Raw genomic sequence first — 23225 nt, 5'->3', positions numbered from 1 at the left:
AAAGCGCCCATTATAATGAGCGCTTTTACTTTTCTATTCGATAATTTCTATCATTCTCTTACAATACGTTTAGTTACTTTTCCTGCAGGAGTTGTGATTTCAACAAAGTACATTGCTGTTCCCAATTGCGACATATCTAACTGGTAATGCTGCGTTGCGTCTGTATGGACTAAAATTATTGCTCTTCCACGTACATCGTATATCTTAATGGTTTCTATAGTGGTACCTGGTGCTGTAATGTTAAGTACACCATCTGTTGGATTAGGGAACATGGTGATGTTCTCTAATGCAGCCGCTCCTGTGGCTAATACGTTGTCTGGCTCAAATGATACCGTAAATCTACGATTGTTCGTAGCCTTACTTGATCTAAATTCATAATCGCCTTGGGTAAGATCGGTCATGACGTTCATGTGACTATCGTATAAATATATTGATGTATCACTTAGGTTTGAACCTTCATAATTCGATAAGCTAATGGTATACAAAGTGTGCTCTTCTATTAAACTAGAGAATCCAACGTGTATCTTCTCGCTACTCTGAAAAGCACCACGGGTCTGAATAGCCATTTGTTCTTCTCCTGTGCCTGTTCCTACATCTAGGTGTGAATATAATCCAACACTACTAGCTAATCTATCGGTGTCGTATCCATTATCCCATCCATCGGTGGCAGCTGGGTTAAATCCTATTAATAGATTGTTGGCAAGACCATAAGTATTGCTCTCTAAGTGTAACCACAAACGATCTACCTCCAACTCATTAGATCTAAGTGTAGTGTTCCCTGTAGTTAAACGCATATCATTGGTAAAGTTCACACTACCATTGCTAGTTGCTTTAATAGCAAACCCTTGTCCTGTAGATATCACTCCGTTAGGAATGTTGGCAGGATTATCATTGTTTGCCGCTACTCCACCGCCAAAGTTTCTCACAGATACATCATCCATATCAAACATTATACTTTCTCCAGGCACTATAACTGTGGGTGGGGTTAAATGCTCCCAAAAGTACAATGCATTAAGGCCGTTGTCTTGAATAAACTTATCTGCATCTATAGCACTAGCATACGGATTACTATAAGTATTAGGAGTTCCTGCTGGACTGTTAGTGCTGTTATAAATCATAGGACGATTTACAGTACCGTTATTTAAGGTACCAGCAGCATACGTCATATCGAAAGTAGTATTTGCAGGGTCGCCATAGCCAGACTGTGGACGAACAATATAGCCTTCGCCAGGATTAATATCACCACTATAAATACTCCAATAATCTCCTTCTAAATCTTTAAAGTTAGTTGCCCCTTGAGGAATATTAGGATGCGTATTTGGATTAAACATATCTGGATCATGATCTAAAACTAAAAAGGCACTACTAAAAACACCATTACGAGTCTCATCGTCCATAGGACTACCCATAACCATAAAATCACGAGTCTGTAAAACAGGCGTTGTAACCTCTACGTTTATCGTTCCAGTCTTGGTAACAACGGCAGAAGGATCTACCTGCACAATGCTACCTTGATGAGCAACTATTAATGTACCATCTACCGTAATATCGCCGTAAATATTCAAGAAGTCACCAGCTGCCACTGTAACGGTAGCACCACTATCTATTTCACAAGAACATGCATTAACGTTTCCTTCAGCTGTGGTTGTAAAGTTGTCACTAAATTGAGCATTTGAACCAGCACTTGGTACTACTGGGTTCCAAACTCCACCCGCGAAAATTGTTGATTTACCTTTAACAACAACATCAAAAGAGCATGTGCTCGTCCCGCCACTCTGTCTAGTGGTTGTAAATGTGTTTGTTGTTGTACCAGCAGTAAATGTAGACCCAGGTGCCTGACCAGCGGTTTGCACTGTGGTATATTCGTTACTCTCTGTACCGCTTATTTCAATTAAAGAGGCCAAATCTCCAAACCCAATTGAGCTTAAAGTTAGGTAGTCTCCGCCTACACAATTAATATAGCCTGTCGCAGTCTCATTTGCAGCACCGCCACCCGCATCGTTGTACCCGAGCATTTGGTTTCTTGAAGAAGGAGTAATTACCTCTACGTGAAAAACACTTCCAGCTGGAAGAAAAACGTTCATAGGAACTGTATGCGTAAAATTGTTACCTGCTGGAACTAAGGAAGTTTCCGAAGCATAAGGATCTATAGCACCAGAAAGTGGAACTCTTTCTCCTACAACACCTCCTGGTAGTTGTGTACTTAAATAAATATTAACGATAACAGGAGCAACACCTGAATTTGTATTTATGGCAATATCTATACCGTCTATTGTATAATCCCTTGAAACGCCTTCGGTTGTAAGGTTAAAAGTTCGAAGATGTCCGGAAGGGGCATCTGTACAATCTAATGCTGCACCAATGGTTGAAACCGTATTCTGAGATAAGTCGTTATTTGAACTATCACATAAATCGCCTTCGGCTCTAGGGTATTCAAAAACAACTACAGCACTACAAACATCATGTGTATCAGATTGCACCGTCATATCTGCTGGACATGTTAATGCAAGTACGTCATCTTGAACAGCTATAGTTTCAGAAAAAACGGTACTATTATTATTGTTACAAAAGTCGTTTACCGTGTACGTAATAGTATGTGTACCAACTCCTGCTGAAATTGGATTAAAACTGTAGGTGTTCCCGCCAGTATTAGTCACTCCAGGTCCAGCATATGTACCTCCAGAAGGAAAGCCACCTGTTAAACCAGTTAAGGTACCTCCATTTAAACAAGCATTTTCAATAGAATTTTCAAAACCACCTATGGTTGCAGGTAGATCAAAAGCGGGAGTACCATCTGTTGTACTAGCACTTGAACCTTGGCTTGCGCTTGCTCCCATTCCTCTATTCGCAAATGCTTCCCAAATATAGCATTGGTTAACACCATTATAAATTGCTAAATCGGCTGCAAGAATTGCATCTCTACCATCTTCAAACCCAGGACTAGATCCCTGTAATTTAAGACCTTCCATTACAAGTGCCAATGCCTGAATGTTTCCTGCATCAATATTTTCATCACCTGTAACGGTATACAAATCTGGGCTATAACCGTGTGCGTCTATCATTAACCATGTCATGTCCCACAACATACTTGCCCAAACTGTTCCAACACCATGTGGTTGTGCTTCAGAGTTGATATCGTCATAGGTTAATGAATTAACTCCGAAATCTGTACTATACGGAAATGTTCTAATTCCAGTACCTGTAATATCTTCACCTGTTAACCAAGTACCTATTCCCCGTTGGTCTGCACCCTGATCTCCAGGCTCCATAGTAAGCATAAGTCCGAAATAGTCGCTCCATCCTTCACCCATTTGTTCAATATTCTGAAGGCCATTTGCAACACCAGGACCACCAGTAAGTCTGTTTGAAATACCATGTCCATATTCATGAATTACCACACCATTGTCTAAAGATCCATCACGATCACCACAAACATACATTTGCATAAGTGGTACACCGCCATCTGCTGGAGTTCCAAAGTTTGCATTGCATGTACCTGATCCATCTTGGGCTTCAGCAATCACTGGATCTACTTCTGCTCCACCATTTCCATTATTGTTCCATTGAAAATTACCCGAAACTTCATCAAATCCGTATTGATACGTAACATCATGAATAATATTATTCCAGTAAAATAAATTTGTAATCGAAGCTTCTTGAGATCGTTGACCGTTAGCATCTACATACGTCAAGTTTAAAGGAAAATCGAAATCTAATTGATTGGCAGTGTTTTCGCTTGGCTGAAAACCCCCTGAATTATTATTATCTCTATCTTCTCGTGCAATAACATTGTTTCCATTAGTATCTGAAAATGATGTTGCCCCGTTACTGTGCCATCCAAAAGGTGAAGCAGTTGCATTTTCAGCATTAGTAACAAGTGTCCTAGCACCGTGATTAGGGGTTTCAATAGGCATTGCAAATACGTTGTAACTACCCATCATCATAAAATTCTCTTCTTCGCATTCATTCGTTAAAACTGAAAGGTCCTCAAATGAAATAGTATTATTAGAATTTTTTACATTATGACCTTCATGATCTGTATGGCCATCGTTCTTACAGCTTACCATGAAGTTATCTTTGTCTATTATTAAGCCAGTAACTGCATCAACTCTAAAATTCCACCAATCTGCGTCATCTAATTCAAGTACCGAAAGTTCCCACACTAATTGTGTGCCATGTCCTTCTCTGTAGTAATACATAAGTTGTACAGGAATGTCTCGTTTTGATATCCCAGATTTAGAATACAATGCCTTTTGATTTGCACCACCAAAATTCTCTTTTAGCTGAAGGTTAGATAATGCATATCCCATTTGGTTAGCAACTCGGCTAATAGCTTGGTCTGGAGAAATGTCTACTGAAGAATTTGTTACCGTAGTTTCAATATCTCCAACAAAATTATTATGAAGCATCACCGTTTTACCTAGTTTGTTTTTATGTATACTAGATTCAGTTCCACATACTTCAATACCATTTATAAGTTGTCTTAGATACGTATGGTGAATACCGCTTAACTTACTCGTATACTCAGACGTTACAGAATATTGTACTTTATCGTTTCGCTCTAGCAATTTTTCAATATCAATATTAGGCGTATCTACAGACTTACTTTTCACTACTTGTGCAGAAGAAACGGATACCTGCAAAGTGAAAATTGCGAGCAATACAACTAACCAATACGACCTATGAATAGGGATGTTCGAATTTTTCATAGTAATATATTTAGGGGCTTTTAATTACTTGTGTATCTCAAAAATATAATTTTTTACGACAAAACGACTAAAAATATCGATAAAATACACATTTGTATTGCTTTACTCATAATTATAACAAAAAAAAGCACCCACAAATGTGGATGCTTTTTCTAGCTATTTAAATCAATTTTATGAAGTTACTTCTTTACGATACGTTTTGTTATTTTACCATCTGGTGTACTAATTTCCACAAAATACATAGACGTTTTTAATGTAGCCATGTCTATTTGAAAATATGACACATCTCCTGTGGCTGTTTCAGCAATAACTCTTCCACGTACATCGTATATCTTAATGGTTTCTATAGTGGTATCTGGTGCTGTAATGTTAAGTACACCATCTGTTGGATTAGGGAACATGGTGATGTTCTCTAATGCAGCCGCTCCTGTGGCTAATACGTTGTCTGGCTCAAATGATACCGTAAATCTACGATTGTTCGTAGCCTTACTTGATCTAAATTCATAATCGCCTTGGGTAAGATCGGTCATGACGTTCATGTGACTATCGTATAAATATATTGATGTATCACTTAGGTTTGAACCTTCATAATTCGATAAGCTAATGGTATACAAAGTGTGCTCTTCTATTAAACTAGAGAATCCAACGTGTATCTTCTCGCTACTCTGAAAAGCACCACGGGTCTGAATAGCCATTTGTTCTTCTCCTGTGCCTGTTCCTACATCTAGGTGTGAATATAATCCAACACTACTAGCTAATCTATCGGTGTCGTATCCATTATCCCATCCATCGGTGGCAGCTGGGTTAAATCCTATTAATAGATTGTTGGCAAGACCATAAGTATTGCTCTCTAAGTGTAACCACAAACGATCTACCTCCAACTCATTAGATCTAAGTGTAGTGTTCCCTGTAGTTAAACGCATATCATTGGTAAAGTTCACACTACCATTGCTAGTTGCTTTAATAGCAAACCCTTGTCCTGTAGATATCACTCCGTTAGGAATGTTGGCAGGATTATCATTGTTTGCCGCTACTCCACCGCCAAAGTTTCTCACAGATACATCATCCATATCAAACATTATACTTTCTCCAGGCACTATAACTGTGGGTGGGGTTAAATGCTCCCAAAAGTACAATGCATTAAGGCCGTTGTCTTGAATAAACTTATCTGCATCTATAGCACTAGCATACGGATTACTATAAGTATTAGGAGTTCCTGCTGGACTGTTAGTGCTGTTATAAATCATAGGACGATTTACAGTACCGTTATTTAAGGTACCAGCAGCATACGTCATATCGAAAGTAGTATTTGCAGGGTCGCCATAGCCAGACTGTGGACGAACAATATAGCCTTCGCCAGGATTAATATCACCACTATAAATACTCCAATAATCTCCTTCTAAATCTTTAAAGTTAGTTGCCCCTTGAGGAATATTAGGATGCGTATTTGGATTAAACATATCTGGATCATGATCTAAAACTAAAAAGGCACTACTAAAAACACCATTACGAGTCTCATCGTCCATAGGACTACCCATAACCATAAAATCACGAGTCTGTAAAACAGGCGTTGTAACCTCTACGTTTATCGTTCCAGTCTTGGTAACAACGGCAGAAGGATCTACCTGCACAATGCTACCTTGATGAGCAACTATTAATGTACCATCTACCGTAATATCGCCTTGTGCACGAGCATAACCTAGTGCATTAACGGTAAGGATTGCTCCTCCTGCGACAGTTATTGTACAAGCTTCTAATCCGTTAGCTCCGGTGCTATAGTTTCCTGTAAATACCACATTATGCGTATTGTCTGGAGCTCCGGCCGGACTCCAATTAGTTCCATTCCAGGTTTTTGTACCTCCAGAACAAGAAGCAACAAAAGAGCCCGCAGAACCAAAATAATAAGTTCCATCAAGGCCACTAAAATTTCCAGTTACAGTAATATTCCCCGTACCAAAAGCACCTATTGTGGTAGTTGAAGTTTCTGAAATACTTGTGGCATTTCCTCGACCAATAATTAGGTCGGTGTTTCTATCAAGGCCAGTTAGTCCTTCCCAACCGGCAATTTCGGCTTCAGTAAAATAGAAGGTAATACTCGTGTCACCAGAGCCAATTGTATTAGACGTTGTTACCGTAAAGGTTTTGTCGGTAACGCGATCTGCACCTGTACTACCATTATATCCTTGAGCGCTTGTACCAGCTCTTGATACTGCCATGGTAGAACATCCATAATCATCTGCCTGATTATTTACGACAGATGCCATAACATCATCTGTGCTAAGATCATAAGCATAAGCTGTTCCCACCCCGTCAATATTCAATTGATCTGCTGTACCCGTATTTACGGCTGTTTGAACATTAGTACTCGCTTCACCTTCTAACAAAATGTTATCTATAGAAATATACTCTTCATCGGTACAGTTATGGTGTCTAAAGACAAGATATCCTGCCTGCCCTACATATGGGGTCATATCAATAGTTTCGTTAACAACAGCTTGGGAAATAATTCCTCCTGGTTTTACTTGGGCACTACCCGTTATAGCACCAATTGTAGCAATGCTAGTTGTCCAATAGACTGTATAATACTCTTCGTACCATGAATCTGTAAGAGTTGCGGGCGCAACTTCATACGTTAAGGTAGCTGAAGAAACATCTGCAGGAATCATTACTTGATTTGTAATAATGTAATTATCGGGCGTTAAAGCAGCTCCGTTCCACGATTGAGAAAATAACTTTTGAGTCGTGAGATGTGCCGGTGGACCTGGAGGAATACCAATACTCCAGTTAACTCCATCTCCATCTTGATCTGAAACTAACCAACCTGCAGGGACAGTCTCAAAATCTGCATCTAATACGGTCACGTTGGTAGTAGGAGTTGGCGCAACATCTGTACTAACAATAGTCATAGTATAGGTATTTGCAGCGGTATTTGCTGTGGCGTCTCCGGTGGTAGTAACAGTAAAATCGATAATTAAATTTTCATTCACTTCTACCAGACCATCGTGGTAAACACGGACAGTCATAGTTTGTCCTGTTGTTTGTCCTGCTAAAAAAGTAACACTGCTGGTAAGTAATTCAAAATCTACATTGGTGCTTGCAGTACTTGTACCATTAATTGTAAAGTCTACTGTAGCATCTTGAGATGGGGCTAGCGCAATGTTTAGAGGAACATCAATATCTGTAAAACAAGCTGAAGCGCTTTCTGTTACGCTTTCCGAAGTAATTCCGAAACTAATTTCAGGTGATGCTGCTGCAATTCTATAAGAATAAATTCGCACGCGTCTGTCATCATCACCAGAAAATTCTGAAGTCACCCAAAATGTTTTATCGTCTGAAGGATCTGTTACGCCTTGACCATAATCTCCATATCGGTCGTTACCTGTTACAGAAGAAGTTCCTGAGATTACTAAATTTTCACCGAAACTCATAGTACCTAAAGCATCTGAAGCTAATCTACCTGTATAATATAAAGAAGGAAAAGTACTTGAACCCGTTTTAGTGTATCCAAGACCTATGTTTCCATCTTCATCCATAGAAATACATCCCATAAACACAGACTCTTTATTGGCTACTGTTGCGTGCGCAGGATCTGTAAAAGTTCCTTCTTGATAAACGCTCCAGGTAGCCCCGTTATCTGTACTACGTATTTCTACCCAACGAATACCAGATTTTTGTGTGCCGTTTTGAATTTCAACAACCCAATTCATAACTATACTTTGGTGGGTTCCAAATTCGTACCAATGTACCATATTCATAACAGCACCTACAATAGCGTCAATTCTCTGGGATGTTCCTGGTTGTTGGAGGTTAGAAAAGCCACCAGCTATGGCCGCATCAAAAGCCGCTGTAGGTATTTGGTTTTTTCCAGAAATTGTTGAACTACCTATATTACTCCAATCCATATCTATATTCCATAGACCAATATGGTCTGAAGTAACACCGCTAAAGGCATCATCTTGGTAGAATACAATTTTGATATCTCCTGTTGGTGTCACGTCTCTTTCTGAATGAACTGGAATTGGAGCGGCAAAACCACTAGATCCCAATCCGGAAGGTGAAAATCCAACAATCTCTGCACTTCCATCTCCCGCTAACATCTTCGTTCTATTGAAGGTATATACTTTCTGCGCGCCTGTAAAATTTCCAGCGGAAACATAAGAATCTCTCCATACTCCATAGTGCGGATAGTCATTTCCTTGTGTAAGTTCATACTCGTATACATAATAAGCCCCTGTTGGGTCTGCTGTTTGAGATATTCCTATAAGAAAAACATCATCAGACAGGGCTGGATTTCCAGAAAGTTGAAATTGCGATAAAAACCATCTATCTGCTTGTCTATCGTACATTACAACAGGGTCTCCTGCATTATCACCATGGTTTGGCCCGGTTAAGGGATTATTCAAATTCTTTGGGAATCCCGCGGCTTGCACACCATTTTTATCATACACAGACCACAATCCGTTTTCCATCGTAACAACGTGATTTGGGCCCACGGCCATAGATGGATCTGGTGGTGAAGCATTAAGTCCGATCCCTTCAAAATTTGCGATTGGAGCTCTATCGTTAGAAGCTCGTGTATATGTCTCTGGACCCGCTATTAATGGATCTATTTCTATAGTACTTTTTCCAGCCGAATTTAAATGCGCTAATTTTCTTTGACGCTTCGCACTCATAGGGTGAGGGCCAACTTCTTCACCATTTCCCTTCGGCACGACTTTGCTATCGAAAATTGAAGTATCTATACACTGCGGCATATCACGCACAGGTTCAGATATGTAGAAATTAGTGGGGTGAATAACTAAGGTAGGGCCTTCTGTTGGCATATATCCTTCGGCAACATCATTAAATGTTATTTGTGCATTAAGTGATGTAGCAACTAAAAAAAGCAGAACAAATTGGGGTAAATTTCGTTTCATAATAGGTCTATTAAAAAGTGATTGTAACAACTAACAAACAACTAATCAGTCTTCTATAGCTGTATTATGAAGTAAAAATAAAAATAAAACTGAACCATAGTCTACTTTCATATATGAAAATGAAAAAAAATTATATATAGAAATAAAAAAAAGCTGTTTTGAAGTGAACCTCAAAACAGCTTTATATCTTGTCTTTTTTCTAATCTATCCTCCGAAATCGTCAAATCTGATGTTCTCGTCTGGGATACCAAAATCTTCTCCCATTTTCTGAACCGCTTGGTTCATTAGCGGAGGACCACAGAAATACAATTCAATATCTTCTGGGGCTTCATGATGATTCAAGTAGTTATCTATAACGACTTGGTGAATAAACCCAACAAAACCATCTCCTTCACCATCAATACCATCTTTCACTTTCCAGTTATCTTCTTCCATAGGTTCAGATAAAGCTAGGTAAAATTTGAAGTTCGGAAATTCATCCATTAGCTGTTGAAAATGATCTAAATAAAATAATTCACGTTTAGAACGCCCTCCGTACCAATATGTTACTTTTCTACCTGTTTTCAAGGTTTTGAATAGGTGGTACAGATGTGATCTCATTGGTGCCATTCCTGCTCCTCCACCTACATACAACATCTCAGATTCAGACGGGTTAATGAAAAATTCTCCATAAGGTCCAGAAATCACACACTTATCACCTTTTTTCAGGTTAAAAATGTATGAAGAGGCAATACCCGGATTTACTTGCATCCATTGGTTTTTAGCTCTGTCCCAAGGTGGTGTGGCGATACGAACGTTCAACATAATTTCACGTCCTTCGGCTGGATAAGAGGCCATTGAGTAGGCTCTTTCAACCGTTTCTGTATTCTTCATTACCAATGGCCATAAGCCAAATTTATCCCATTCTGCCTGAAATTTATCTGGTGTATCATGCTCTTCAGGGTGCGCTGTAATATCTATATCTTCAAATTTTACTTCACATTCAGGGATTTCAATTTGAATATAACCTCCTGCTTTGTATCCCATATCTTCAGGGATTTCTACCACGAATTCTTTAATAAATGAAGCTACATTATAATTACGCACTACCGTAGCATCCCATTTCTTAATTCCGAAAACTTCTTCTGGAATATGGATGTTCATATCCTGCTTCACCTTTACTTGGCATGACAAACGGGCTCCGTCTTTCAATTCTTTTCTACTGAAGTGTGGTGTTTCAGTTGGAAGCGCTTCTCCTCCACCTTCTAATACATGACATTCGCACTGAATACAAGTTCCACCACCACCACAAGCAGATGGTAAGAAGATTTTATTGTTTCCTAGGGTTGAAAGTAATGTACCTCCGCTGGCTACTTCAATAACTTTTTCGTCATTAATAGTAATTTTAACAGGTCCAGATGGCGATAACTTCTGTTTTGTAAATAACAAAAGCGCCACTAATAAAAGTGTTAATACTAAAAAGGCAACGACGGTGGCTACCACAACTCCAATTGTACTTGCTGCTAAAAACATACTATTGCTGTGTTAATTCTGAAACTTCTAATTGAGCGGTTTCATTTTCAATAATTTCTATGGTCTCTTCATTTAATTGAAGACCGATATTTTCTGGTGCTTCGTCTAAAGATGGTGTTTCTTCATCACCCCCAGTTAACATTCCACCAAAACTCATGAACCCAATTGCCATTAATCCAGTAATGATAAATGTAATTCCTAATCCTCTAAGTGGTGCTGGCACATTACTATATCTAATTTTCTCACGAATTGCGGCAATAGCTACAATGGCTAAGAACCATCCTATACCTGAACTAAACCCGTAATTTAAAGCTAAATCGAAAGAGGCAATATCTCTAGATTGCATAAACAAAGACCCTCCTAAGATGGCGCAGTTTACAGCAATAAGCGGCAAGAATATACCTAAAGAGTTATACAAGGATGGAGAAAATTTCTCTACAATTATTTCAACCAATTGTACCATGGTAGCAATAGTTGCAATAAAGAGAATAAATGACAAAAAGCTAAGGTCGTAATCGGCAAATTCTTCACCCAACCATGTTAACGCTCCCTCGCGCAAAATGTATTGATCTAACAACCAGTTAAGTGGTACTGTAACAGTAAGTACAAATATTACAGCTGCTCCTAAACCTACAGCAGTGCTTACCTTTTTAGATACGGCTAAGTAAGAACACATACCTAAGAAGTATGCAAATACCATGTTATCTACGAAGATGGATTTAAAAAACAATTCTAAATGTTCCATATTTTTAAAGTATTCAGTGGTAGTTTTCAGTAGAACGTCTACTTAGTAAGCTACCTACTTTTTTTAGTTTTCTTCTATTAATGCTTTATTTCTACTACGTTGTACCCAGATAATAATACCAACTACAATTAACGCCATTGGAGGAAGTACCATAAAACCATTGTTTTCATATCCAATAGCATAAAGTCCTGTTTTCTCCACCGAATCTCCCAATACTTTGAATCCGAATAACGTTCCACTTCCTAGTAATTCACGAAAGAATCCAACAATAATTAAGATTACTCCATATCCCGCAGCGTTTCCAATTCCATCAAGAAATGATTTCCAAGGACCATTCCCTAAAGCAAAGGCTTCAAAACGCCCCATAATAATACAGTTGGTAATTATTAATCCAATAAATACTGAAAGTTCCTTACTTAACTCGTAGGCAAATGCTTTTAGCACTTGGTCTACAATAATTACAAGTGTTGCAACAACAATAAGCTGCACTATAATTCTAATTTTAGATGGAATAATATTTCGCATTAACGAAATAACAACATTACCAATACCAAGTACAAATACTACTGAAATTGCCATCACGATAGAAGGTTTCAGCTGTGCTGTAATTGCTAAGGCAGAACAAATACCTAATACTTGAATTGTAATTGGATTGTCGTCTGCTAACGGATCTAAGATTAGTTTTCTATCTTTTTTTGAAAGTAGCCCCATCTCTTATTGATTTAATTTTTTAAAGTACGGTACGTACATTTTAATATCTTTTTTCAGCATTGCTGAAACACCATCTCCTGTAATTGTTGCTCCTGCCAATGCATCAACTTCATTATCTGTAGTGTCGGTGTTTTTTGGGTCGTTGTTTCCTTTAGCAACGCTTATTCCTTCAAAAACATTACCATTAAGAAACTTTTCACCTGTAAAATCATCCATGAAGTATCGTTGCTTGATTTCAGCACCCAGTCCTGGTGTTTCTCCTTTATGATCAAAATACACCCCTTGAACTGTCATTGATTTATCTACAGCAACAAAGCCCCAGATAGCATCCCAAAGTCCTTTTCCTCTAACTGGTATTACATATACCTCCTTACCATCTTTTTCACCTACAAATAATGGTAATCTACGTTGGTAAGAAGCATCTTTTGCTTTGGTTTCTTCTTTCTTCAAATCTATAAGATACGCTTCATCGTTTTCTTCAACCTTATCTCCCTGAATCACTAATTGTTTGGTAATGTATTTGTTGAATTCTTCCTCAACTCTATCGGTTGGGATAAAAACAACATCTCCTTCACCTTCATTATCATTTACGTTCATTGCATACAGAATATTCTGTTGCTTTTCAAACTTTTCGTTCGCCTTAATTAATGGTTTCAAACCACTGGCAAAACCCGCCAATAACGAACCCACAACCACCACCATAATAATGGCGAAAACGATGGTATAACTATTTTTATCTGTGTTAATTGCCATAATTATGCTGTTTTAGCTTTAAGACGTTTTGCTCTTTTTTAATGTTTCCTTGTACAACGTAGTGATCTATAGTTGGTGCAAATACATTCATCAATAAAATTGCCAACATCACACCTTCTGGGTATGCTGGGTTAAACACTCTAATAAGCACTGAAATAAAACCTATTAATAGACCATAGATCCATTTTCCTTTGTTGGTTTGTGATGCAGTAACCGGATCTGTAGCCATATATACAATACCAAAAGCCAATCCACCAATGATAAGATGTTGCCAGAAAGGAACATCCATTAAACTAAAGAATTTGCTTCCTTCAGAAATCCATTCCTGCGCGACCACACCATTAAATATAAGTCCCATAACAAGTGCTCCAATAATTGAAGACAGCATGATTCGCCAGCTTCCAATTTTTGAGAAAATCAAGAACAGCCCACCTAATAGTATAAGCACAGTAGATGTTTCACCTACCGATCCTGGAATAAACCCTAAGAACATATCCCATACACTGTATGCAAACTCTTTATTTTGAGCTAAGCTTCCTAAGATAGTTTCTCCAGAAATCGCGTCTACGTTTGCACCGGCTGCCATTTCTTTAGCCCTTTCTACAGCACCTTCTACCCATACTTTGTCTCCACTCATCCATGTTGGATACGCAAAGAATAAGAATGCACGAATAGTTAATGCAGGGTTTAAGATGTTCATTCCTGTTCCACCAAAAACCTCCTTACCTATTACAACTCCGAAAATTACTGCAATAGTTAACATCCAAAGTGGGATGTCTATAGGAACAATAAGTGGTACTAACATTCCGGTCACCAAATATCCTTCTTCTACTTCGTGCCCTTTTATTACAGCGAAAATAAATTCGATTAAAAGACCAACTCCATAAGAAACTAGCACAAGTGGAATCACTTTCCATGCTCCAAGACTAAAATTTTGCCACGACCAGAAGTCGGCACTAAAAAAGCTAGTCACTCTTTCTAATTCGCCAATGGCAAGATAATGTTGGTATCCTGCGTTGAACATTCCAAACACCAAGCAAGGAAGTAACGCCATGATAACAGTGTTCATCGTTCGCTTTAGGTCATCTGCCCCCTTAACGTGTGTTCCGTTATGTGTGGTTTCATTTGGCAAGTACAAAAAGGTGTGTAGCGCATTAAACGCTGGAGCCATCTTGGTGCCTTTATATTTTTCCTTGAGCGTATGTAATTTTTGCTTCAATCCCATATACTATGTATTTTTCATTTTTTTTAAAAAATGAATAATTATCCAATTTCTTTATACATTAAGTCCAACCCGTTTCTAATAATCTGTTGGTGTGGTTGCTTAGACACGCAGATAAATTCTGTCAATGCAAAATCTTCTGGCGCTACTTCATACATTCCTAATGCCTCCATGGCATCCAGATCTTCAACCATACATGCCTTTAAGGTTTGTAACGGGTATATATCTAAAGGAAATACCTCTTCATAATTACCAGTTACTACAAAAGCCCTATGTTCGCCGTTGGTATTTGTATCTAACTCGTATTTCTTCTTTGGAGTTAACCATGAGAAGGTCATTGCTCTAGAAGGTGAAATTTTATTAAAGACAGGTTTATTCCATCCAAAAAACTCGTAATCATCTCCTTCAGGAATAACAGTAACTGTGTTGGCATAATAACCTAAGTGTTGTTTAGGCGAAATCTGTGTTCCAGAGAGCACATCTCCACTAATAACACGCACATTTTCTTCGGTTAGACCACTATCGTATACAAAGGTAGAAACCTCTGCACCTATCTTTGTAGTATAGTATTTAGGTGTTTTTATAGACGACCCTGATAAAGCGATTACTCGATCTGCATTAAATTTTCCAGTAAGTAAAAGCTCTCCTATAATTACTAAATCTTGAGCAGCAATTGTCCAAACAGTTTCTCCTTTATTTATTGGGTCTATTTTTGCTATTTGAGTCCCCACATTACCCGCTGGGTGTGGTCCTTTTACTCTGTGTAATAGGGCATCTTTACAATTGCTAAATGGAGAACTTCCATCTGCACCAATACCAATATGTACCGCACCTTCCGTTAATTTACTTAATGCTGTTACTGCGGCCTGTAATTCGGCTTCTTTTCCTTTTAAAGTAAAATCAAGATCTGCTGCTAATGGAGCTGTAGTGTATCCTGAAACAAAAATAGCTTTTGGTGTGTTTTCTGGATTCGCCACAACATCATACGGACGTTGCTTAATGAATGGCCAACACCCTGTTGCAAGTAAATGTTGCTTTATAGACTCCCCATTCATTGAAGTTAGGTTAGCAGTACCATTGTCTATAAAAGTATCTTGCGAATCTCCTTCAATTAACAAACGTGTTATAACACGTTTTGCACCGCGTTCTATTGCAGTTAGTGTTCCACTTACGGGAGACACAAACTTAATAGCTTCGTTGCTTTTTGAATAGAAAATAGTTTCTCCTGCTTGAACTTTTGCTCCTTCCTTCACGACCATTTTAGGTGTGATTAAATGGAAGTCGGCTGGTCTTATAGCGAACGTCCTAGAACGTGGAGCTTTTGAAAGTGTTTTTTCAGCTTCGCCTTTCAGATTGATAGTAAGACCTTTTTTAATCTTAATGTCTTTGGACATAGGATAGTTGTGTTAAAATTGCCTTTATTCCCGAGGGCTTATTATAGCCTAAATTCGGGTGTGCAAATTTATGAATTTAATGTAGTTACTCACAACATTTAATTATTAATTTTTTATATCCTTCAACACTTGTATTTCAAGGCTTAAAGAAGGCACAGAATTTGCGTATATTTAACGACTCAAAATCTTTTGTATGTTCAAATTAATGGTATCTTCCATCCTTTTATTTAGTATTTCAGCTAGTCTATTTGCACAAGAAGCTATTGAAATTACTCCTCCAGAATACATTAAAACAATTCAGTTTAGAGGAGGAAATCAAAACCAGCTGCCTTTAATTAAACTAGGAGAACGCCTACAAATTTCTTTCGATGCTCTTAATGGTAACGAAGATGACTTCTACTACAAAATTGATCACTTTAATTTTGACTGGACCCCAAGTGATCTTTCTAAAAATGAATATCTAGATGGTTTTGATGAAGTTCGAATAGAAACTTACGAAAACTCGTTAAACACCCTGCAAATATTTTCGCACTATTACCTGACTATTCCAAATCGAGAAACCCGAAGAATTAAAAAGAGTGGAAACTATCTTATAACCTTCTTTGACGACGACGGAAACATTGTGTTTTCAAGAAAATTTATAGTGCTTGAAAACATAGTAGGAGTTGCTGTAGACATTAAAAGAGCGCGCGATTTACGTCGCATAAAGACAGATCAAGTAGTTCAGTTTGCTATTAATTCGCCTTCCCTCTTACTCATAAATCCAAAACGCAATGTAAAGACGCTTGTTATTCAGAATAGCAACCTTAAAACCGCTATCACTAACTTAGTTCCCCAATATACGATTGGTACCGAGCTGATTTATAGATACGATAAAGAAGCAGCCTTTTCTGGCGGGAATGAATTTTTAAACTTCGACAACAAAGAAATTCGAGGTTCTAACAACACTATAAGACGTGTTGAACTGAACGACCTATATGAGCATTATCTTTTTTCAGACATTGATAGGAGCGACCGCCCGTATACCTATAATCCAGATATTAATGGTGACTTTGTGGTGAGAAATATTGATGCTCAAAATCAAGCCATTGAAGCAGAGTATGTTTTTGTACACACCAACCTACTCTATTACGAACCCCTTGGTGATAAAGAGCTTCATATCTACGGAAACTTTAATAATTACACCATAGACGGCACTACTTACATGCGTTATAACGAAACCACAGACAGCTATCAAAATTCTCGCTTGTTTAAACAAGGATTTTACAACTATAAATATGTTTTAGTAGATAGAGATGGTAGCATAGACGAAAACGTCGTAGGCGGTGAATTTTGGGAAACAGAAAACAACTACACCGTACTTGTGTACTATCGAGGGCCAGGAGAACGTTATGACCGTGTAATTGGTCAAGGACAAGGTAGCTCTACCAGAATCACCAACTATTAAGCATTTCTTTTGTAAGCTACAGACCTCATTTTCTACTTACGCATATAACAATATCCCATGCAGCACGAACTAGCGTTATTTAACAAACTCGCCAACAAACTTTTTGAAGCCGAAAAAAACAACCCTGTGGCACAACCGTTGCCTGCAGAAGAACTGTTTAAGCAGCTCGACCTGTCGCTATCAAACAACCCTGCCACAGATTTTGAAGAAACGTTAGAAAAACTCGTTTTAAACACCCCTAGAACATCCACTAGACTGTTTTTCAATCAGTTGTTTGGAGGCAGGAACCCAAAAGCTACATTAGGCGATTTACTAGCGGTGCTACTCAACAATAGCATGTACACCTATAAAGTTGCTGGACCACAGGTTGGAATTGAAAAGGAAATCCTAAAACAAATTTGCACACGCATTGGATATCCAGAGACTAGTGACGGAACATTTGCCCCTGGCGGCTCTATGAGCAATTTTATGGCAATGGTTATGGCTCGTGATGCATTTAAAGACACTATTAAAAACGAAGGTATAACCCAAAAACTAACACTCTACACTTCAAAAGAATCGCATTACTCCATCCCTAAAAATGCAGCTTTAATGGGGGTGGGACGTGAACAAGTACGCTATATTGAAACAGATGAATTTGGAAAAATGAATCCGCACGTTTTAGTACAACGTATTGAAAAAGATCTTGAGAACGGATTGCATCCATTTTTTGTGAATGCAACGGCAGGAACAACTGTGCTAGGAGCATTTGACCCTATCGAGCCCCTCTCTGAAATTTGCCAAAATTACGGACTATGGCTACATGTAGACGGAGCTTACTGCGGAAGTGTTATTTTTAGCGACCAATACCAACATCTGGTTAATGGCTTAGCGCGTACAGATTCTTTTAGTGTTAACGCCCATAAAATGATGGGCACACCACTCACCTGCTCTATCATTGTAACAAGACACAAACAGTATTTGCACAATTCATTTAGTAATGATGCTGCCTATCTGTACCAAACTAATGATGACGATTATAATTTAGGTAAGACCTCTTTACAGTGCGGAAGAAGAAACGATGCTTTAAAATTTTGGACACTTTGGAAATCTGTTGGAACCAACGGATTGGCAGCCTTGGTACATACGCAATTTGAGCTAGCAGACGCGGCCCGAGCGTATGTAGAGCAACACCCCGACTACACCAATTACAGCATAGAAAATTCTATTTCAGTATGTTTCAATTATAAAAATATTGCGCCGCAAGAACTTTGTACCGCACTCTATGAACATGCCGAACTTATGGTTGGCTATGGAACTTTTAGAGAAAATGAGTTTGTACGATTAGTAACAATAAACGCTGGAAATAGCATAGAAGATATTATAACCTTCTTTACAGTGTTGGAGCGGTTTGTTGAAGAAAATGAAATGATCTTTAATGATACAGTGGTCACCTCAGAACAGGATAGACTATAACATGTAATTTGAGGTTAGCTAAAGTTCAGCATTTTAAAACTACAGCTTTACTTCAACTTGAGCAGCCAACTCTTTAGCTCTTTGTGTTACTTCGGAAATAGAACAATCTAAAGAATCGTAGGTAACAACAACCCCCATTCTTCGATACGGCCTAGAGGTAGGCTTTCCGAACAACCTGAAATCACTCTTGGTAGCTGCTGCAACCGTTTCGATATTAGTAAATGTTGGATTTTCAGAGTTTCCTTTTGCTAGAATAACTGCACTCGCACCTATTCGCTCTAAGGTAATTTCAGAAATGGGAAGACCGAGCACCGCCCTTAAATGCAATTCGAACTCATTAAAATTTTGCGTATTTGCGAGAGTCACCATACCTGTATCGTGAGGTCTTGGAGAAAGTTCGGAAAAATAAACCCCATCATCGCCTACAAAAAACTCTACACCCCAAATTCCAGCGCCAGTTAATGCAGCCGTAACTTTAGCGGCCATATCTTGCGCAGTTTGTAAATGGGCTGCACTCATCGCTGCCGGCTGCCAGCTTTCTTGGTAATCACCTCGTTCTTGTCTATGACCAATTGGCGGACAAAACAATGTGTTTCCGTTTTGCTGGGTAACAGTGAGCAAGGTAATTTCATAATTGAAATTAATAAACGATTCTACAATCACTTCAGCCACATCACCTCTAGAACCTTCTTGAGAGTAGTCCCAAGCTTTCTCTATATCTGCAGCGGTCTTGATGGTACTTTGACCTTTTCCACTAGATGACATGAGTGGTTTTACAACACAAGGCATTCCTATTTCGGCAACCGCTTTTTTAAGTGATGCTGCCGATGTCGCATACCTATACGCAGCTGTTTTTAAATTTAAATCTTTAGCAGCCAAATCGCGAATAGCCTTTCTATTCATTGTATAATTGGCAGCTTTTGCAGAGGGAATAACGTGATACCCTTGTTTTTCGTATTCATATAGGCGTTCTGTACGAATAGCCTCTATTTCGGGAACAATATAATCTGGTGTATGCTTTTCAATCAAGGCGTCTAGCGCCTCGCCATCTAGCATGTTAATTACTTCAAACTCGTGGGCTACTTGCATTGCGGGAGCATTTGGGTAGCTATCTACAGCGATAACATATTGCCCAAGACGTTGCGCCGCTATAACAAACTCTTTACCAAGTTCGCCAGCGCCTAAAAGTAAAATTTTTGACATAGGTAAGATATTAAGACAAGGCTTCTTTAATGCGCTTCATCGCTTCTTTAATGTCTTCTTCTGAAGCTGCGTAACTTATCCTAATACAATCAGGATTCCCGAAGGCTTCTCCTGTTACGGTGGCAACATTTGCTTCCTCTAAAAGAAACAATGAAAAATCTGAAGCATTCTCTATAAGTGTCCCGCGCAGGGTCTTTCCGAAGTAATAAGAAATATCAGGAAAAACATAAAATGCACCTTCAGGTTCGTTGGTTTTTATTCCATGAATTTCTGCTAACAATCCTAAAATTAAAGAACGACGCTCCTTAAAAGCATCGACCATATATTGAATTTTGATCGGCGAAGCTTCTAGAGCGGTAATAGTTGCCCGTTGTGCGATACAATTAGCACCACTGGTGACTTGCCCCTGCATTTTATTACACGCCCGAGCAATATACTCCGGACCACCCATATAGCCAATTCGCCAGCCCGTCATAGAAAATGCTTTTGACACACCATTAACGGTAACGGTACGATCAAACATATCACTAAATTGTGCCATTGACGCGTGCTCCCCAGTAAAATTTATGTGTTCATAAATCTCGTCACTAACAACAATAATTTTCGGGTATTTAACCAATACATCTGCCAAAGCACGTAACTCTTGCTTACTGTACACAGATCCGCTTGGATTACACGGTGAGCTGTAAATTATCATCTTTGTTTTAGGAGTAATAGCAGCTTCAAGTTCTTCTGGAGTCACTTTAAAATCATTATCTATAGTGGTTTTAATTTCCACAGGAACACCCCCAGCCACTTTACTAATATCCGAATAACTCACCCAGTACGGAGCAGGAAGCAATACTTCATCACCTTCATCTAAAAGTACTTGTGCAAGGTTAGCCAAACTCTGTTTTGCTCCAGTAGACACTACAATTTGAGAAGGTTCGTATGAAAGTCCGTTATCGCGTTTAAATTTATGGATAATAGCTTGCTTAAGTTCAGCATAGCCATCTACAGGAGTATAGCTATGGTAGTTCTCTTCAATGGCCTGAATTGCAGCCTCTTTTACAAACTCAGGAACCGTAAAATCTGGTTCTCCTAAACTAAGTCCAATAATATCTTTTCCAGCTGTTCGCAGCTCTCTTGCCTTGGCAGCCATGGCTAATGTTGCCGAGGTCGCCATATTGTTTACACGTTCAGAAAGTTGTTTATTCATAATTGTTACGCAGAGATTGCAGGGTTTACACCCATTTCTTTTAAGTGTTTAAAATGTGCTATAATAGCGCCTCGGGTAGATTTATATTCGTGGTACGGCAAATTAAATTCTTGCGCTGTCTTTCTAACTATTTCTGAAATTTTAGTGTAATGAACATGGCTTATATTTGGAAAAATATGATGCTCTACCTGATGATTAAGTCCGCCAGTAAACCAGTTCATCAATCTATTTTTGGTGCTAAAATTTACTGTGGTAAACAATTGGTGTATTGCCCAAGTATTCTTCATGGTGCCTGTAGTATCCGGAAGCGGCATTTGCGTATCTCCCACAACATGTGCTAATTGAAACACTACGCTTAAGATAAGACCTGCAATGTAGTGCATTAAGAAAAAGCCTATTAAAATTTTCCACCATGCAATTTCAAAAAACAGGATTGGAAGAACGATCCACACGGTTACATAAATTGCTTTCGTGATAAAAAGGGTTGTCCATTGCAGTGCTGGTTTTGGCATTTTACCGTACGCCAGTTTCTTCTTCAAATATCGTTTAGTTTGTTTAAAATCTGCTGTTAGCATCCAGTTAAAGGTAAGTAAGCCGTATAAGAAGATGCTATAATAATGTTGAAACTTATGGAAGCGGTACCACTTGCTATGTTTAGAAAATCGAATCACACGTCCTGCGTCTAAATCTTCATCGTGCCCATGAATATTTGTATAGGTATGGTGTAACACATTGTGCTGTACTTGCCAATTATACACATTACCGGCTAAAATATAAATACTACTTCCCAACACTTTATTAATCCATTTCTTCGAAGAATACGAACCATGATTGGCATCGTGCATAACATTCATACCTACTCCTGCCATACCAACACCCATCACAATAGTGAGCAAAATCTGCGCCCAAGTTGGTAAATTTAGTGTGAGTAGCAAAAAGTACGGAGAAAGGTACATCGAAAACATCACGATGGTTTTTAGGTGCAATTTCCAGTTTCCTGTTCTAGCTATTTCATTTTCCTTGAAATAGCTATTTACACGTTTGTTTAGCGTGCGGAAAAACTTGGCAGAATCGATACGAGAAAACTTAATTTGAGGAGTATTCACAGTTTTTACTTTACTTTCAGAAATGCATCTAAAAATTAGGGTGTAAAAATACGCATTGTAAACTAAAAAGAAGAAATGCCAATTAAAAAGTTATGAAAGAAGTTCTATTTTTGCAGTTCACAACTTTCTATGGAATTAATACATCGCTACTTTCCGCAACTTTCTGAACATCAAAAAGTTCAATTTGAACAGTTAGAGACGCTTTACAAAGATTGGAATCTCAAGATAAATGTTGTTTCTCGTAAAGATATAGACGAACTCTATCTTAGACATGTACTTCACTCCTTAGGTATTGCCAAAGTGCAATCATTTTTACCCAACTCTAAAATACTGGACGTTGGCACAGGAGGTGGTTTTCCGGGTATTCCATTGGCGATTTTGTTTCCAGAGGTTCAGTTTCATCTAGTAGATAGTATTGGAAAGAAAATTAAGGTAGTTCAGGAAGTTTCCGAAGGATTACAACTAGAAAATATTAAAATCACTAATGCACGTGCCGAAACAATAAATGACTCGTACGATTTTATTGTAAGCAGAGCTGTAGCGCAGATGGAAACCTTTGTTCGTTGGATTAAAGGAAGGGTTGCCAAAAATAGCAAGCATGAATTGAAGAATGGTATTCTCTATTTAAAGGGAGGAGATCTTACAGAAGAACTAGCACAATTTCCTAAGGCAACAATTTACTCTCTTACCAACTATTTTGAAGAAGATTTTTTTGAAACAAAGAGTGTTGTACACCTACCATTAAAATACAAAGGCTAGTATTAAGACAGGTTTCGACGCTACGTAAGAAAGTTAGCACATAAAAAAGAGGCTTCTATTTCTAGAAGCCTCTTTACAACATTAAACAATATACT

14 protein-coding genes are annotated in these 23225 nt (G+C 38.4%); 3 read left to right on the top strand and 11 right to left on the bottom strand.

What is annotated here, in order from left to right; genetic code table 11:
* Positions 1 to 50 precede the first annotated feature (50 nt).
* The 8 genes from G5B37_RS13020 to G5B37_RS12985 all read right to left on the bottom strand — a co-directional run bounded on the left by G5B37_RS13020 (position 51) and on the right by G5B37_RS12985 (position 15962).
* Entirely contained in the window at positions 51 to 4709 is a 4659-nt protein-coding gene (locus G5B37_RS13020; RefSeq protein ID WP_164680461.1) for a M36 family metallopeptidase, read from the bottom strand.
* 179 nt (positions 4710 to 4888) lie between these two features.
* Positions 4889 to 9625: a T9SS-dependent choice-of-anchor J family protein gene (locus G5B37_RS13015; protein WP_164680460.1), complete on the bottom strand. Its 4737-nt coding sequence runs from the start codon at positions 9623 to 9625 to the stop codon at positions 4889 to 4891.
* Positions 9626 to 9829: 204 nt separating this feature from the next.
* Positions 9830 to 11137 (bottom strand): NADH:ubiquinone reductase (Na(+)-transporting) subunit F, encoded by a 1308-nt coding sequence (gene nqrF, locus G5B37_RS13010; RefSeq protein ID WP_164680459.1) that lies wholly within the window; start codon positions 11135 to 11137, stop codon positions 9830 to 9832.
* Position 11138: 1 nt separating this feature from the next.
* Entirely contained in the window at positions 11139 to 11882 is a 744-nt protein-coding gene (nqrE, locus tag G5B37_RS13005; RefSeq protein ID WP_164680458.1) for an NADH:ubiquinone reductase (Na(+)-transporting) subunit E, read from the bottom strand.
* 63 nt (positions 11883 to 11945) lie between these two features.
* Positions 11946 to 12593, bottom strand: a complete 648-nt coding sequence (locus G5B37_RS13000; protein WP_164680457.1) for an NADH:ubiquinone reductase (Na(+)-transporting) subunit D — start codon at positions 12591 to 12593, stop codon at positions 11946 to 11948.
* Between the two features lie 3 nt (positions 12594 to 12596).
* Positions 12597 to 13346: a Na(+)-translocating NADH-quinone reductase subunit C gene (locus G5B37_RS12995; RefSeq protein WP_164680456.1), complete on the bottom strand. Its 750-nt coding sequence runs from the start codon at positions 13344 to 13346 to the stop codon at positions 12597 to 12599.
* Positions 13336 to 14571 carry an NADH:ubiquinone reductase (Na(+)-transporting) subunit B gene (locus G5B37_RS12990; RefSeq protein WP_164680455.1) on the bottom strand — a complete coding sequence of 412 codons (1236 nt, stop codon included), beginning with the start codon at positions 14569 to 14571 and terminating at the stop codon, positions 13336 to 13338. The genes G5B37_RS12995 and G5B37_RS12990 overlap by 11 nt, the downstream gene beginning before the upstream one ends.
* 38 nt (positions 14572 to 14609) lie before the next feature.
* Positions 14610 to 15962, bottom strand: a complete 1353-nt coding sequence (locus G5B37_RS12985) for a Na(+)-translocating NADH-quinone reductase subunit A (RefSeq protein ID WP_164680454.1) — start codon at positions 15960 to 15962, stop codon at positions 14610 to 14612.
* Between the two features lie 193 nt (positions 15963 to 16155).
* On the opposite strand from G5B37_RS12985, the gene G5B37_RS12980 reads away from it, so the two are divergent.
* Both G5B37_RS12980 and G5B37_RS12975 read left to right on the top strand, forming a co-directional pair.
* The gene (locus tag G5B37_RS12980) at positions 16156 to 17409 is read left to right on the top strand and encodes a type IX secretion system plug protein (protein WP_164680453.1); all 1254 of its coding nucleotides are present in this window, start codon (positions 16156 to 16158) and stop codon (positions 17407 to 17409) included.
* A 57-nt stretch (positions 17410 to 17466) separates the two neighbouring features.
* Positions 17467 to 18864 (top strand): pyridoxal phosphate-dependent decarboxylase family protein, encoded by a 1398-nt coding sequence (locus G5B37_RS12975; protein ID WP_164680452.1) that lies wholly within the window; start codon positions 17467 to 17469, stop codon positions 18862 to 18864.
* A 39-nt stretch (positions 18865 to 18903) separates the two neighbouring features.
* Here G5B37_RS12975 and purT read toward each other — a convergent pair whose 3' ends face one another.
* Genes purT through G5B37_RS12960 form a run of 3 tightly spaced genes read right to left on the bottom strand, consistent with a single transcriptional unit; the run spans position 18904 to position 22371 of the window.
* Positions 18904 to 20067: a formate-dependent phosphoribosylglycinamide formyltransferase gene (purT, locus tag G5B37_RS12970; protein ID WP_164680451.1), complete on the bottom strand. Its 1164-nt coding sequence runs from the start codon at positions 20065 to 20067 to the stop codon at positions 18904 to 18906.
* Between the two features lie 10 nt (positions 20068 to 20077).
* Positions 20078 to 21265 carry a pyridoxal phosphate-dependent aminotransferase gene (locus G5B37_RS12965; protein ID WP_164680450.1) on the bottom strand — a complete coding sequence of 396 codons (1188 nt, stop codon included), beginning with the start codon at positions 21263 to 21265 and terminating at the stop codon, positions 20078 to 20080.
* Positions 21266 to 21270: 5 nt separating this feature from the next.
* A complete protein-coding gene (locus G5B37_RS12960) occupies positions 21271 to 22371 on the bottom strand; it encodes a fatty acid desaturase family protein (protein ID WP_164680449.1) in 1101 nt (366 codons plus the stop codon).
* A gap of 129 nt (positions 22372 to 22500) precedes the next feature.
* Here G5B37_RS12960 and rsmG point away from each other — a divergent pair, with 129 nt between their 5' ends.
* Positions 22501 to 23130: a 16S rRNA (guanine(527)-N(7))-methyltransferase RsmG gene (rsmG, locus tag G5B37_RS12955; RefSeq protein ID WP_164680448.1), complete on the top strand. Its 630-nt coding sequence runs from the start codon at positions 22501 to 22503 to the stop codon at positions 23128 to 23130.
* Positions 23131 to 23225: the final 95 nt, after the last annotated feature.

Source organism: Rasiella rasia, assembly GCF_011044175.1.
GTDB lineage: Bacteria > Bacteroidota > Bacteroidia > Flavobacteriales > Flavobacteriaceae > Marinirhabdus > Marinirhabdus rasia.
This window is presented reverse-complemented; position numbering and strand designations above follow the sequence as displayed.

Coding starts and splice junctions, on each gene's coding strand:
- G5B37_RS13020 (WP_164680461.1), bottom strand. CDS start 4,709: ATGAAAAATTCGAACATCCCTATTCATAGGTCGTATTGGTTAGTTGTA.
- G5B37_RS13015 (WP_164680460.1), bottom strand. CDS start 9,625: ATGAAACGAAATTTACCCCAATTTGTTCTGCTTTTTTTAGTTGCTACA.
- nqrF (WP_164680459.1), bottom strand. CDS start 11,137: ATGTTTTTAGCAGCAAGTACAATTGGAGTTGTGGTAGCCACCGTCGTT.
- nqrE (WP_164680458.1), bottom strand. CDS start 11,882: ATGGAACATTTAGAATTGTTTTTTAAATCCATCTTCGTAGATAACATG.
- G5B37_RS13000 (WP_164680457.1), bottom strand. CDS start 12,593: ATGGGGCTACTTTCAAAAAAAGATAGAAAACTAATCTTAGATCCGTTA.
- G5B37_RS12995 (WP_164680456.1), bottom strand. CDS start 13,346: ATGGCAATTAACACAGATAAAAATAGTTATACCATCGTTTTCGCCATT.
- G5B37_RS12990 (WP_164680455.1), bottom strand. CDS start 14,571: ATGGGATTGAAGCAAAAATTACATACGCTCAAGGAAAAATATAAAGGC.
- G5B37_RS12985 (WP_164680454.1), bottom strand. CDS start 15,962: ATGTCCAAAGACATTAAGATTAAAAAAGGTCTTACTATCAATCTGAAA.
- G5B37_RS12980 (WP_164680453.1), top strand. CDS start 16,156: ATGTTCAAATTAATGGTATCTTCCATCCTTTTATTTAGTATTTCAGCT.
- G5B37_RS12975 (WP_164680452.1), top strand. CDS start 17,467: ATGCAGCACGAACTAGCGTTATTTAACAAACTCGCCAACAAACTTTTT.
- purT (WP_164680451.1), bottom strand. CDS start 20,067: ATGTCAAAAATTTTACTTTTAGGCGCTGGCGAACTTGGTAAAGAGTTT.
- G5B37_RS12965 (WP_164680450.1), bottom strand. CDS start 21,265: ATGAATAAACAACTTTCTGAACGTGTAAACAATATGGCGACCTCGGCA.
- rsmG (WP_164680448.1), top strand. CDS start 22,501: ATGGAATTAATACATCGCTACTTTCCGCAACTTTCTGAACATCAAAAA.